A 14682-nucleotide genomic window follows, 5' to 3' on the forward strand; every position below is an offset into this window, starting at 1 on the left:
CGCGATCGCTAATTTACCAAAAAATACGACTGCAATTTACGACAATCAGTAATTTACATTTAAAATTCATAGTCGGGATTTCCCACCTGAAAAACACTCAAGCCCAGGTTCCGCCACATTCTGCATACTTTGGGCCGATCGTCAATTACCCCGATCGCGTTATATTTACCACGAACATGAAAATAGTATAATTCTGATTTGAGAATATCATCGGGACGCTGGTCATTCGCCGGACGCATAAATAAATCTTTGTAGTGAATATTATGTTGTTTCAACCAAGCAACCGTCAGATCGGAACAGACGCTCGATCGGCCGGATAATAGAATAATATTGGTATCTTTACCCAATTTATCGACGATCTTTGCCACGGCTGGATTGAGCGCGTCTTCACCCACTCGATCCCACGCAAAGGGATGGCGAGTATTGTTAATCGCCAGAGTTCCGTCGATATCGACTAGATAACAATTGGGAAGTTGAGGATCGATCTCTGGGGCTGGATCGGCTACGTGCAGATACTCATAATACATCTGTTCGATCGCTTGTTGTCCGACAGAATTCATTCTCGTTAAATCTCGCTTGACACATTCAGCTAACGATATATCTGTAAAGTCTCTAACAATCAGTTCTGCTTGATATTGTTTGGCTAATTCAGTCGCACGGTTGAGATGAACTGGATTGAGATTAGTATCCGACCAAATCACCGAGTAACCTTGCTCAAAATAATATTCTGTCAACAAGTCTCGGACTTTAATAATCCGTTTTTCTCGTTTATTAGTACCGCCAAGTTGTAATCTCAGATCGTCCTTACAGAGATTAGCTGTTTCGGGATACTTTTGGATATATTCTTTTGCCCATGTGGTTTTACCGCTAGCAGGTAAGCCTTTAGTGAGGATTAGTTTAAGTGACATAAATTGATAATTGATGCTAAAGGTGTAGAATAACTTCAGTTCTGGATAAGAAAAATTGACTTGCTCCGTTCCAGAACCGCCCGCGACTAAAGTGCGGTGCTAATAGCGCAAGTCTGTTGAAACAGACTAAGAAGAATCTATCAGTCTGTTTTAACAGACTTGAGCTATTAGCATGGGGATTAATCCCCATGCGGGTAACGAGCAGAGCCTAAAATGATCGAGCGGCGATCCTCAACCCGTTGGCGTAGCCTCTCCGACAGGAGAAACCCACGTTAGAATAGTTTGAACGAATGTCTTGGCATAGACAATGGAAGCTAGATAATTCAACTTATGAATCTTACTCACTATTCATCATCCGATCGAAAGGGACGTTGATAGCCAGGCTTAATGAGCTTCCAGATTACTTGCTGATAATCTCTGTTGTCCAACATTAGGAATAAAACACCAGGATATTTTTGGGTTTGAAAATACATCGCGTTTTGCTTTCGATCGGCTAAATCTTTGAATGCATTTTTACATTCGGTTTCAATTTCTTGGTATTTAGTTTCCAGGTCTAACTTGGTGTCTTTAACCCAGTTATAGAATTCATCGGGGACAGAATCGAGAAATTGTTCGAGATTTTGGTTTTGGCTCAGACATTCCCAAATATCTTTAGCTTGAACTCTGGTAATAATTCGATGCAGCCGCACATAATCAGCTAGCTTATACTTGAGTCGAAAACCATTCGGCCATTTGAGGATAAACCCCTCATGGTTATGTAATTCGGCTTCGGTTTCGTCGATCGATTTGAGCCATTCAGGAAAAGTCGTAGCTGGATAAATCTCTGCTCGATCGATCCAATTTACCTCGGTATGGTCTAATTCTGCTCCTGTCTGAGTATGTACTGCTGCGAGTAAAACTAACCGCTGTGCGGAGCCATAATCTACAACAATCCGATTGCTGGGATAAATAATTTCAAATAAATAGGTATAGTCTCGATCGAGCATGTCAACATCGGCTTGATAATTAGCTAATAATACCCGTGCCATTTGTGCTTGCTCCGAGGCAAAACTGCCCCGTGAAGCTACTTCCCATTGTCCTTGGTAGTAAAACAAAATAATCAACGATCCATCGAGCTTCTCGTAGATATTCGGTACTCCGTCAGGAAGAGAACCCTGATATTCGCTTAGATTAAAAAACTTGGGTAATGGTCTGGCGATCGATCGATAATTGTCGTCTAGCACTAAACCCCGACAGGCTAGAGTTGCATCCACCCAATATCGATCGAATTGAGCCTTCGCGGTATAGTTGTAAATCGTCAGCGGTAAATTAGGGTGAGTTTGGCTGAGGATATAACCCTGTTCGATCAGTGTCGGTAAGGTCTGCGGGTCAAATGGTAAATTAGTCATACGATCGGCAATAGCAACTCATATCCGTGGTGAAAGTTCGTCTAAATCTAAGTTACCCGATCGACCTTCCCCGCAGCTAATTCTCGTTCTAGTCGCTCAAACCCTCTCAGCTACTCGTATTGACTTCAAATAGATCGTCTCACCCAGGGGATACCCCGAACTAATTTTAACTGTCAACTAATTCAACAAAGATCCAGCAATTCCAAATTTAAATTTTGACATTTCAGAGGAGGTCTACCGATCGATTCTTCATAGTCTGTTTTAACAGACTTGAGCTATTAGCCTGGGGCTTAATCCCCAGGCGGGTAACGAGCGGAGCCGAAAATTATCAATTATTAATTATTAATTAATTTAACTAGCGAGGAACGGGAACTCGATCGATTAATCCAGCAATTACTTTATCTATTTCCAAACCATCTAATTGAGCCTCTGGGCGTAATATTAAACGGTGGCGCAACAGTGGTAAGGCAACTTGTTTAAAATCATCGGGAATGACCATTTGACGACGATCGAGCCATGCGGCGGATTTGCTTGCATGTAACCAGGCAATTGCCGCACGGGGCGAGACTCCTAGACTGAGATCGGGATGTTGGCGCGTCTGTTGAACCAAGGCGAGGAGATAATCGATCGCATTATCGTTGACAGCGATTTGTTGTACGGATTTACGGGCTGCAAGGCAATCGGCAACAGTCGCGACTGGTCGCAAAGGATTTGCATCCGATCTGGCTCCTGGCTGATTTAGCCTAGCACTGAGGAGCAATTTGCGCTCGGCAGCGGCGGGGGGATAATCGACGATTAGTTTAAATAAGAATCGATCGAGTTGTGCTTCGGGTAATGGATATGTCCCCTCAAATTCCAGTGAGTTTTGAGTCGCGATCGTCCAAAATAGATCTGATAATAACAGTCGATCGCCATCTAAGGTGACTTGACCTTCCGCCATCGCTTCGAGTAATGCTGATTGAGTTTTCGGTGGGGTCCGATTAATCTCATCTGCAAGTAAGATCTGGGTAAAAACTGGCCCTTTTTTCAGGATGAATTCTTGATTCCTTAGATCGAAAATATTTGTCCCCAAAATATCTGCGGGTAAAATATCTGGAGTCAGTTGAATTCGTCGAAAATCTGCCTGGATCAGTTGTGATAGTACCTTGACCATCATCGTTTTCCCCGTGCCTGGTACCCCCTCCAAAATGACGTGACCGCCAGTCAGGAGGGCAATCAGGAGCTGATTGGTTGTTTCTGCTTGTCCAAATACAACTTCTTGTAAGGCACTACCGAGTCGTTCAAAAATTGCGTGAGTCATTGAGGGGGTGGGGTGTTGGGTGTTGGGTGTTGGGGTGTTGGGTGTTGGGGTGTTGGGGTGTGGGCAGATACTCCTTGAACTATTCCCGAATCCCGAATCCCGAATCCCGAATCCCGAATCCCCATCCCCAAATTAAATTACTCAGCTAGCACTGTAGCAGTCCGAAGGGTGGAAAGTGCGCGATTGTAATTGAGGATTGCGGTGATGCGATTGCCGCGAGCTTTGGCTAGTTCGGTTTGGGCTTGGATCACGTCTGTTTGAGTACCTACCCCAGCTTGGAACCGCAGGCGGGCTAGTTTGAGACTTTCTTCAGCTTGTTTGAGGGATTGGGTAGAAGTCGCGATGTTTTTTTTACTGGAGCCGAGACTATAGTAAGCTTGCTCGACCTCAAACCGAATTTGATTGCGGGTGGTTGTAAACTGGTTTTCGTAGATCTCTTGGTTGACTTTTTCTCTATTAGAGCGCGCTCCAGCCGAGCCACCATCCCAGAAGTTCCAACTGAACTGTGCGCCCAGACTGTAGTTATCTTGGGCGGAAAGAGAAGTTGTGAGGCTTTTGCCGAGACTATAATTGGCAAAAAGATTGACTTGTGCGGAATCAGCCGCAGCCGCAACAATTTGTTGTTGTTCGCTCACACTGCGAAGAACTAGTTGTTGTTTGACTTCGGGGCGATTTTTGTATGCCAAGACAACACTATCCTCGAGCGAATAGCCCCAACCGCCTAGTTCTCTTACCGTATCGGCTGCTTTGAATTCGGTATTATTATCGACGACGAGGATCTGGGCGATCTTTTTGCGGGCGGTTTGCTGTTGACCCTGAGCATTGGTAAGATCTTGATTGGCTGTAGCCAGTTGGACTTGGGCGCGGAGAATGTCAAATTTGGTACCCACACCAGCCTTTTCTTGAAGTTGAGCATCGCTCAAACTGCGGGTTGCATCTTTGACGGCAGCTTGGTTGATGATGACTGATGAATCGGCTCCTTGAAGATCGTAGTAGGCGGTAATGACAGTCCCACGAATCTTTTGTTCGGTGCGAATCAAATCGAGTCTGTCGAATTTAACTTGTTCTTCCGCTGCTCGAACACTACTTTGATTTCGACCTGTATCCAGAATACTGTAAGTGGCTTGGAGTTTACCTTGGATATTTGTGTCGTTGTTATTTACGGGAGATTGACTCCCAAAAATTACTGGCGAACCCTGAGTTTGAAGGGTACTTGTCAAGCCTACTTGCAATGCTTGGGCTGCTTGGGCTTCACCGATTCCAGTTTGACTTTTATTGACAGTCAGACGAGCGGCTTGGACTTCACGATTGTTACGAAAGGCGATTTCGATCGCTTCTTGCAAAGTCAGTGCTCTATTTTTAGTAATCTGAACTTCATCACCTGTTTTCGGGAGGTTGAGATCGTTCTGAAGTTTGATGGGTGTTGGGGGGGCTGAGGGAATAGGGGGAGTAGGGGGCGTATTTTGGGAGTATTGATTAGACGGCTGTAGTCGATTTTGTGGACGTACTTTTATGACGATGCTTTTCCCTGGAGTATCGATCGATCCTACTCGCTTCGGTTTAGATCGATCGCCTGTAGATGATTGTAAGCTCTGACGAATTCCTACGAAATCTAGCGATTCTGCGCGTGCTGTTTCCACGCCTCCCCATCCACCCCAAGCCAGCGCAATTATCGCACAAATTGCCTGAAATCTCATTTTTGTCTGACGTTCGATGTTAGGTGCTGCCAGACTGTTAGCGAGATCGATCCGTCGATTGAGCGTATGGATTAATTTAATCAGAGTTAGCATAGTTGGGAGTCAGAAGTTTGAATAGAAGTTGGGGCGCAATATTTAATTTGTCTTTAAGTTATTTTCCCTTAATTTTTCAAGAAAGTCAGGAATTCCGCTGACTGGAATCAGCGGAATCTGTAATTTTTCAGCAACTTCGTCGATGGTAACATCATCGAGAAATTTGGCTTCGTCATGTTTGAGCATTACGCTTGGAATTAAGACTCGATCTCCTAAATCTCTGCCTGGTAGTTCTGCGAGCAAATCTTGTCCGGTTAATAGACCTGTAACCGTCATCTTTTGCCCCCAATATTGGCTCGCGATCGCCACTAACTCGACCGTTAGACCTGGAACAGCATTTAACTGGCTCACGATCGGTTGAAAAGCATTTTCGACGGCATTGCCGACAACCCAGGTACAGCTTTGGGGAGGATCGATTTCGGTCACATCCCAATCAGCAATTTCCTCGGCAAATTCATCGAGGAAGCGACGAATCGAACCGACTCCATTACCTAGTTGAGGATAATCTTCATAGTAATCGCTAGATGGTAGTTCTATGCCCGCGATCAGATACCATTCGTCGGCTAACCAAACGAAGGTAGAATCAAGTTGCTGCTTAAATTCTTGTTGTAAGGCTTCGACTTGGGCGATGACAACTTTCGCAATTGCTGGGGTGACAGGGGAAAGTTCGGTGAGATTGGGACGAAACCTTGTCAAGCCGACAGGAACGACCGCAACAGAAGCAACGGCTGGGGTCTCGCCTTGATGAAAACTAGCTAAATCCCGTAAAGTTCGATCGAGATGTTCGCCATCGTTAATCCCTGGACATAGTACTACTTGGGCGTGAATCTCCAGCCGATGGGACTGAAACCATGCCAGTTGATTCATAATTTCTCCCGCCCGCTGATTTTTCAGTAGTTGCGATCGAATCTCTGGTTCGGTAGCATGGACGGAGACATACAATGGGGAAAGCCGCATTTCGGCAATTCGATCCCATTCTTTGGTCGTTAAATTAGTTAAGGTCAGATAGCTCCCATACAAAAAGCTCAACCGATAATCATCATCTTTGAAATATAAAGATTCTCGTTTACCAGGCGGTTGTTGATCGATAAAACAGAATGGACACTTGTTATTGCACTGAATCAAGCCGTCGAATAAGGCTGTCTCAAATTCCAACCCCAAATCTTCATCGTAATCCTTCTCAATCTCGATCTGATGAGCTTTTCCCTTAGCATCTAATACTTCTAGATCGAGAATTTCATCAGCACATAAAAACTGATAGTCAATTAGATCCCGAGGTGTTTGACCGTTGATCTTCACCAATCGATCGCCAGAAGTAAATCCAATTTCTGCCGCGATCGAATCGGGAATAACTCCTGTAATTACAGCCGGACGAATCGTACTTTCACTCATGGACTATAATTTAGGATGATTAACTCGATCGACTAATAGGCTGACTACAGTTATAGTCAATCTACAAAAATTTTGAATTATATCCATAGCTATAGCAATCCTAAATAAGAAGCTCAAATTCATTATATCGTAACTGCTAGCAGACTATGAGGACAGATCCCCGACTTCTTTGAGAAGTCGGGGATCTAGCATCGCTAACTTATTAATTAAAAAAAGGTAAGCATTGCCCACCTTAAACTAAATAAAAATTATTCCCATTCGATCGTTCCAGGTGGCTTGGAGGTGATATCGTACACCACGCGATTTACACCTTTCACTTCGTTAACAATTCGGTTAGAAACTATCTCTAGGAATTCATAAGGAACCTTCGACCAATCGGCAGTCATCCCATCTTCACTAGATACACAACGCAGGACAATTGGGTGTGCATAAGTGCGTTGGTCGCCCATGACACCGACACTATTTACATCTGCTAATAGCACCGCAAAAGCTTGCCAGAGTCGATCGTAAAGTCCTTGTTTATTAACTTCCTGACGGACGATCAGATCGGCATCGCGGAGGATATTCAGACGTTCGGCAGTGACTTCACCGATAATCCGAATTGCTAAACCTGGACCTGGAAAAGGTTGACGCTTAACGATTTCTTCTGGTAATCCGATCGAACGTCCCACTTTTCGCACTTCATCTTTAAATAATTTACGTAATGGTTCGACCAGTTTAAATTGTAAATCCTTGGGTAAACCACCGACATTATGATGGCTCTTGATTTTTACAGCGACTCGTTCGCCACTTTGAGGATCGACATTAGTATCTGCGGATTCAATTACGTCGGGATATAGTGTCCCCTGCGCGAGATAATCAAATGGTCCCAATCGTTTTGATTCTGACTCAAATACGCGAATAAATTCAGTTCCAATTATTTTACGTTTGGTTTCAGGATCGGTAACACCTGCGACTGCTTTGATAAATCGTTCCCGTGCCATCACATATTCAACTTTGATATGAAATTGGTCTTTGAATAACGCGACGAGACGTTCTGGTTCTAGTTTGCGCATGAACCCTTGATCGATGAACATACAAGTCAATTGGTCGCCGATCGCGCGGTGCAATAAAAATGCTAAAGTCGAAGAATCGACACCGCCAGATAGTGCGAGTAATACCTTCTTATCGCCAACTCGGGCGCGAACACTCTGGATTGCTTCCTCCACAAATGCTTCAGTCGTCCAAGTTGGCTGACAACCACAAATATGATAGACAAAATTGCGAATTAACGCGATGCCGCCGATCGAATGCACTACTTCAGGGTGAAATTGCACCCCATATAATTTGCGCTGATGGTCGGCGATCGCCGCGCATGGAGTATTATCTGTATGAGCAATGAGGTCGAATCCGACAGGGAGACGTTCGCAAGAGTCTCCATGACTCATCCACATTGTCGCTCCTTCCTCGACATTTGTCAGCAGATCGATCGGATCGTCGATCGATAGTTCGGCTTTACCATACTCAGCTTTCTTCGCCTTGACGACTTCACCACCGAGTTGCTGTACCATCAGTTGCATTCCGTAGCAGACACCTAAGACAGGAATGCCGAGATTCCAAATTTCCGGGTCGCACTTGGGTGCGCGATCGTCGTAAACTGAGCTAGGGCCACCAGAAAGGATAATTCCCTTCGGATTTAACAGTTTAAGTTGTGCGGCAGTAGTACGATAAGAGATAACTTCGGAATAGACTTGAGTTTCGCGAATTCTGCGGGCAATTAGTTCGGAATACTGGGAGCCGAAGTCCAGAATGACGACCATTTGATGATTGATGATTACTTCTCCCAAGTTACTGTCGGTAGAATTAATCTTGGTTGAATTGGTTTCGGTTTCTGTTGTCACTGCTGACTCCATTGAAGTTGATACGGATAGATGCCGAAATAGCCCACCATCGCGGGTTACGGGTGAGCAACTCTTGATTTAAAGAGTTATTTTAAATAAGATTTACCAGTGACTGATTAAAAAAATTTATATTCGATTAAATCTAGCACAATTGGGTCAAAAATGTTGCCCCAGTGGGACTAGTTGCGATAACTTTTCGCTGTCGATCGAATAATACCGAACCAACGCTGACCGATTGCTGACTCTGACTGTAGATGTATGTCTGGGATCTATTATCGATTCGATCGGTCAAATATCCATAGATTTGTGTCACCCAATTACTCCCCACCACCGTATCGATTTCGTGGAGATATTTGAGTACATCCTCCGCCGTCTCACAATCAAATAACCCAGACAACTGCTCGGCGGGTAATCCCATCCGTGCCGCTGCTGCTACCAAAATCTCCAATCTCCCATCAGCTAAATGGTGATGAGTGTGAAAAATTCCTCCCGCTAACTTCACCAACTTGCCATGATACCCAAATAATAATAACTTAGGCACCCCCAATATCCCCGCCTCAGTTAATAATGGCCCTAACCAGTTAGCCGTCTTAATAATCCGCTCTCGCCCAATCCCCATTTTCTGAGCCAAATCCAACCCATTCTCGCCAATACAAAACACTAGCGGCAAAGATTCAATCCCTTTCCCCTTTCCCCTTTCCCCTTTCCCCTTCCCTCGTAACTCCGCCAAACAAGCCTCCAACTGCCCTGGCGCACTCAAAGGTTGAGAAATACCTGTAGTGCCTAACAAAGATAAACCTTCAACCACCCCAAACGCCGCATTCGATGTGCGGGTTGCCAGGATTCGCCCTTGGGGTAAAATAATTGTCACCCGAATCTTCTGTTCCGGTGTCAACAATGGGGCTAAATTAGCCTGTAGAAGCTGTTGCGCGTAATTATATATAGCGGGAAGATTATCTCGATTAGACTGCTTCCCGACCCCTTCTCCCCCGATTAGAGCGATCGTTTCTACCCGATCTGGATCTGCCCATTCAACTACCGCCCAAACTGGCGTGTCACGAGTCAAATCCAAATTATCGCCAGGATCGCTCAGAGTAATACCAAGAGACATGTTGGGGTTAATGAGGGCGGCTTGTTCGATCGATATTTCCACCTTTTGAGCGGGGGTAATCAAGTCTACAGTGACAACTGATTTATGCTCGTTGGAACGAACTTGCTGTAGACATCGCAATGCGGCGATCGCACTAGCAGTAGCAAAGACGGGTAAAGTATAACCAGAACGCATAAGGGACAATAGAGATAGGTCGATCGAATCAATACCAATTGCAATAATAATGTAATTTAAAACTCACCGATCGGCAAAGTTTTTCCTTTGGAAAATAGCCGTTTGTTTGCTATAATGAAACACATTTTGACAAAATTTTATCAGATCGGGTTCGGTAGAGCCATGTATTTATGACTAAAAAACGTGTTTTATCTGGCATCCAACCAACTGGTAATTTACATCTCGGCAATTATTTAGGCTCAATTCGTAACTGGGTAGAACATCAACAGGACTATGAAAATTATTTTTGTGTAGTCGATCTTCATGCGATTACGGCTCCCCACGATCCTCAGACTTTAGCAGAAAATAGCTACACGATCGCAGCCCTATACTTAGCGTGTGGCATTAGTGTAGAACATGCAAGTATTTTTATCCAATCCCATATTCCCGCTCATAGCGAACTAACTTGGTTGCTAAATTGTGTCACCCCTTTGAATTGGCTCCAAGATATGATTCAATTCAAGGAAAAAGCTATCAAACAAGGAGAAAATGTCAATATGGGACTATTGGATTATCCCGTATTAATGGCTGCAGATATTCTGTTATATCAAGCTGATAAAGTTCCCGTTGGTGAAGACCAAAAACAACATTTAGAATTGACTCGGGATATTGCCGCTAGATTCAATCATCAATTTGCCAAGAAAAATCCCGTATTCAAAGTACCTCAGGCTCTGATTCAAACTGATGGCGCAAGAATCATGAGTCTTACCGATGGCACCAGGAAAATGTCAAAATCCGACTCATCAGATCTGAGTCGAATTAATTTATTAGATAGTCCCGAGCTAATTCAGAAAAAAATCAAAAAGTGTAAAACAGATCTCGAACGTGGGTTGACATTTGAATCGATCGATCGACCGGAATGTCGCAATTTACTCACTCTGTATATGTTAATGTCTGGTAAGCCCAAAGAGACGGTAGCTATTGAGTGTCAAGACTTGGGCTGGGGTCAATTCAAACCACTACTGACAGAAGCCACGATCGAACATTTACGTCCGATCCAAGCTAAATACCAAGCAGTAATGACCGATCGAACTTATCTAGAATCTATCCTCAGTGACGGCAAAAATCAAGCTGAATCGATCGCTAATCGAACTCTGACTGAAGTTAAAGCTGCGCTAGGTTTCTCTGTTCCTGGAACTTAACATCAATCTCCCATTACTCTACCCTCTCGCCTCAGCCGCTTTTTGTTCGTCTTGAGTTTGAGGGGGACGATAACCGTGTTCAAAGGCAAATCTGACTAACTGAGAGCGATTTTCTAGATTTAATTTGGTGAGAATATTGCTCAGATGAGTCTGAACGGTACGCGGACTAATAAACAGTCGTTGACTGATCTGTTTATTAGTTAAACCTTGAATCACTTCCCAGAACACTCGTGCTTCAGCCGGAGTCAATGGTAAATCTTCCGCTGGTTCTGGATCTTTACTTTGAACCATTGATTCTGCTGAATTTTCACCATAGTCAGCTCCAGCGTTGCTGTCATCAGGCACTTTTTGCATCAAGCGTACCATCTCAGCGTGAATGCGCCGAGAACGTTCGAGCTGGGCTTCAATTTTAGCTAGTAACTCTAATGGCTCAAATGGTTTGGTGATATAGTCATCGGCACCAATGTAATGACCTTGAATCCGATCTTCGAGATCCTTTTTTGCAGTCAAGAAAATAAATGGTACTAACTGTCCGGGTCTTGTCGCCCGCAACCGCCGACAAAACTCTAACCCATCCATTCCTGGCATCATGATATCTGATACCACCAGATCTGGCGGATCTTGGGCAAAAAGTTTTAACCCCTGAACTCCTGATGTAACTACATTGACCGAATAACCCCGCTTTTCGAGATAGCGGGTAAGCACTGCTTGGAGTGTTTTATCGTCGTCTACTAATAATATTTTTTTCACGGTTCCATCCTTGAGTTCACGACTATGTTTGAATTTCGCATCCGTTCTTAACTTCTCGCCTCGGCCGCTTTTTCCTCATCCTGAGTTTGAGGGGGACGATAACCGTGTTCAAAAGCAAATCTGACTAACTGAGAGCGATTTTCTAGATTTAACTTGGTGAGAATATTGCTCAGATGAGTCTGAACGGTACGCGGACTAATAAACAGTCGTTGACTGATCTGTTTATTAGTTAAACCTTGAATTACCTCCCAGAACACGCGAATTTCAGCAGGAGTCAATGGCAGATCTCCCTCTGGTTTAATCTTTGCAGGTGGTGTTAGTGATGCTTCCGGTATATTTTTATCGTTTTCAGTCCCGATCTCAATACCATTCGGAACGTTGCGGATCATTGCTATAATCGCCGAATTAATTCGATCTGTCCGCTGGAGTTGGGACTGAATTTTAGCCAGTAGTTCTAATGGCTCAAACGGTTTGGTGATATAGTCATCGGCACCAATAATGTGACCTTGAATTCGATCTTCTAGATCCTTTTTCGCCGTCAAGAAGATGAATGGTACTAACTCCCCAGGTCTAGTCGCCCGCAACCGACGACAAAATTCTAGCCCATCCATCCCTGGCATCATGATATCTGATACGACTAGATCTGGCGGATCTTGTTGGGTAAAAAGCTTTAACCCCTGAACGCCTGATGTAACCACATCTACTGAATAACCTCGCTTTTCGAGATAGCGGGTGAGCACTGCTTGAAGCGTTTTATCGTCGTCTACTAATAATATTTTTTTCACGTTTGTATCCTTCGGGTCACAACGATTTGTGGGGGAAATGGGGTCAGAATATGAATTAATAAATTTAGGCTGGCAGTTTATTTACCTTGAGAATAAATAATTTATATATACTGGACTAATTGTCTTGAACCCGATCGAAATCCCTAAATTGCAGACATTGGTGTATGATTCAATGTTGTTGAATGTAGTTTGTTTCGGTCTAGATGTGGTGATGAGTTGGTGCGGTTGCGCTAAACGCAATTGCCGACCCACCTATATATTCCTACTTACAACTATACAATCAGGAAAGTTACTAAAAATGCAGAATAAACTTTTGGCACCGACGATTGGCTGACGCATTACCTTCACAGATCGCCAATCGTAGGCATTACCGCCGATCTGTAATCATTCACGCTAATCCTAATTATTCTCTTTAATTTAGAGAGATGGCACGGATATCGATATTCGATCGACTGCTCACGGTGGGTTTGAGCGGCCTGTATCCAATACCTACAAGGGAAAAAGTGCGATCGAGTAGTCGAACATCTATGGGAGTTAGATCGTCTGAAAATCGGATTTCATGTATCAATGTTTACCACAAATCTACCAACAACGATCTCCATCGCAACTCACCGAAATGCGATCTGCAGATCCTTGCCGCCTGATAAACTAGTAACTGGCGATCGATAGGTACCTCCAAACAATTTCTACAGCAGCATTAGTTAACTAGTTAGAATCGGCTACCGAGCATCGAGCAATTATTGACTACGGGCAACTATCGGCCGATCGCGCGTGAAGGACAAATTCCCCTCCCACCTCGGGCTAGTAATGCACCGCTAATACTCATCTCAGAGCGCGCTTAACCGACATTGAATCAGGTTGTCGATCGAAAGATAGATGCGCCAGGATTGCGGGTGTGGAAGAACGATTTAGAGGCACGGGTAAATTATTATATCAATATTATTTGTCGCCAAAAAAATTTACCCAAGCCCCAAGTCACGCCGGAAGCGATTCGCCGTTTGCACGCAGATGATTTTCCAGGTAATTTGCAGGAATTACAAGAAATGGTCGATCGAGTATTGGTACAACCACAAGGGCGTAATCTGCATCTCAATTGTCAGCAGTTAAAAAATACTACTCAAATAATTACGATGAAATATAAATCGTCAAATTTTATCTTGCCATTTCTCCACCAAAAATTGCATTTCTGGTAATAATTTCACATAATATAATTCGTCAAATCCTTCTGTATAATTAGGCAACTCTAATCTTTTGGCAGTTCCAAAAATTCCCTTTTCTGGAATCTGTTGAGCTAACGGACGTTGTCGATCTCTTTCGATCGCATCCCGCACCCGCGACTCAAAATAGTAACCGACAACTTTGAATTTATGCTGTCTAGCTGGTTCGATATATCGCTGTCTGTCTAATTTAGTTGGGTTAGTATTATCGATTACAAACTGCTGGTGGATTTCTAAACAAGTCTCAAACATTCGCTGTTCGCGGTGTCGAGTTTTGAGCATGTCTAAATTAATTCGCACATGAGTCAGTCCAAATTCGTGGTGATAAAATGTCGATTTACCACAGGCTTGGATGCCAATAAATATAATTGCTTGCATCGGAAGATATCTGAAAAGGCGACTATCGATGAGCGGATATACTTACAGTTCGCACCCCATACACTCCCATTATGCCTGATACCGCAAACTACTGTCAATTAAAAAAATCCCGCATGTAAATTCCCTCTTGGGAGCTACCGTATATACACAAGTTATTTGAGTTGCTGCGTAGTCCTGATACCCCACCCCAGCCCTCCCCTTTCCTAGGGGAGGGAGCCGGAAAGCCCCCCTGTCGAAGGGGGGTTGGGGGGGTAAGCCCACTGCAAACGAAGTCCAGCAGACTTGTATATATAGCAGTACGAAGTCATGTCAAGACAAATAAGATAGAATGGGATAAAGACAAAAAAGATACAGATGCCAGCACCATACAGCCAAGATTTGCGGATAAAAGCACTTGCAGCAGTAAAAAGAGGAGAGCAAAAAGCAAG

The 14682-nt window shown here is 44.0% G+C and carries 12 protein-coding genes; 2 read left to right on the plus strand and 10 right to left on the minus strand.

Annotated features, from left to right (window positions below; genetic code table 11):
- Positions 1-59: 59 nt before the first annotated feature.
- From RMO55_RS06055 to cbiD, 7 genes are all read right to left on the minus strand, one after another.
- Positions 60-908: an AAA family ATPase gene (locus tag RMO55_RS06055; RefSeq protein ID WP_310424851.1), complete on the minus strand. Its 849-nt coding sequence runs from the start codon at positions 906-908 to the stop codon at positions 60-62.
- A 344-nt stretch (positions 909-1252) separates the two neighbouring features.
- Entirely contained in the window at positions 1253-2296 is a 1044-nt protein-coding gene (locus RMO55_RS06060) for an RNA ligase (protein ID WP_310424853.1), read from the minus strand.
- 355 nt (positions 2297-2651) lie between these two features.
- Positions 2652-3596 (minus strand): MoxR family ATPase, encoded by a 945-nt coding sequence (locus RMO55_RS06065; RefSeq protein WP_310424855.1) that lies wholly within the window; start codon positions 3594-3596, stop codon positions 2652-2654.
- A 137-nt stretch (positions 3597-3733) separates the two neighbouring features.
- Positions 3734-5386: a TolC family protein gene (locus RMO55_RS06070; RefSeq protein ID WP_310424857.1), complete on the minus strand. Its 1653-nt coding sequence runs from the start codon at positions 5384-5386 to the stop codon at positions 3734-3736.
- A gap of 42 nt (positions 5387-5428) precedes the next feature.
- Positions 5429-6778 (minus strand): TIGR03279 family radical SAM protein, encoded by a 1350-nt coding sequence (locus RMO55_RS06075; RefSeq protein ID WP_310424859.1) that lies wholly within the window; start codon positions 6776-6778, stop codon positions 5429-5431.
- Positions 6779-7026: 248 nt separating this feature from the next.
- Positions 7027-8670 carry a glutamine-hydrolyzing GMP synthase gene (gene guaA, locus RMO55_RS06080; RefSeq protein ID WP_396134191.1) on the minus strand — a complete coding sequence of 548 codons (1644 nt, stop codon included), beginning with the start codon at positions 8668-8670 and terminating at the stop codon, positions 7027-7029.
- A gap of 130 nt (positions 8671-8800) precedes the next feature.
- Entirely contained in the window at positions 8801-9943 is a 1143-nt protein-coding gene (cbiD, locus tag RMO55_RS06085) for a cobalt-precorrin-5B (C(1))-methyltransferase CbiD (protein ID WP_310424861.1), read from the minus strand.
- 170 nt (positions 9944-10113) lie between these two features.
- Here cbiD and trpS point away from each other — a divergent pair, with 170 nt between their 5' ends.
- Positions 10114-11124 (plus strand): tryptophan--tRNA ligase, encoded by a 1011-nt coding sequence (gene trpS / locus RMO55_RS06090; RefSeq protein WP_310424863.1) that lies wholly within the window; start codon positions 10114-10116, stop codon positions 11122-11124.
- An 18-nt stretch (positions 11125-11142) separates the two neighbouring features.
- Here trpS and RMO55_RS06095 read toward each other — a convergent pair whose 3' ends face one another.
- Both RMO55_RS06095 and RMO55_RS06100 read right to left on the minus strand, forming a co-directional pair.
- Complete coding sequence (locus RMO55_RS06095) at positions 11143-11874, minus strand: response regulator transcription factor (protein WP_310424866.1); 732 nt, start codon at positions 11872-11874, stop codon at positions 11143-11145.
- Positions 11875-11921: 47 nt separating this feature from the next.
- On the minus strand, positions 11922-12659 hold the full coding sequence (locus tag RMO55_RS06100; protein WP_310424868.1) for a response regulator transcription factor: 738 nt from the start codon (positions 12657-12659) through the stop codon (positions 11922-11924).
- A gap of 848 nt (positions 12660-13507) precedes the next feature.
- On the opposite strand from RMO55_RS06100, the gene RMO55_RS06105 reads away from it, so the two are divergent.
- Positions 13508-13852 (plus strand): hypothetical protein, encoded by a 345-nt coding sequence (locus RMO55_RS06105; RefSeq protein ID WP_310424870.1) that lies wholly within the window; start codon positions 13508-13510, stop codon positions 13850-13852.
- Here RMO55_RS06105 and RMO55_RS06110 read toward each other — a convergent pair.
- Positions 13805-14254 (minus strand): AAA family ATPase, encoded by a 450-nt coding sequence (locus tag RMO55_RS06110; protein ID WP_310424872.1) that lies wholly within the window; start codon positions 14252-14254, stop codon positions 13805-13807. The genes RMO55_RS06105 and RMO55_RS06110 overlap by 48 nt on opposite strands.
- Between the last annotated feature and the right edge of the window lie 428 nt (positions 14255-14682).

The organism is Chamaesiphon sp. VAR_48_metabat_135_sub (genome assembly GCF_031418915.1).
GTDB lineage: Bacteria > Cyanobacteriota > Cyanobacteriia > Cyanobacteriales > Chamaesiphonaceae > Chamaesiphon.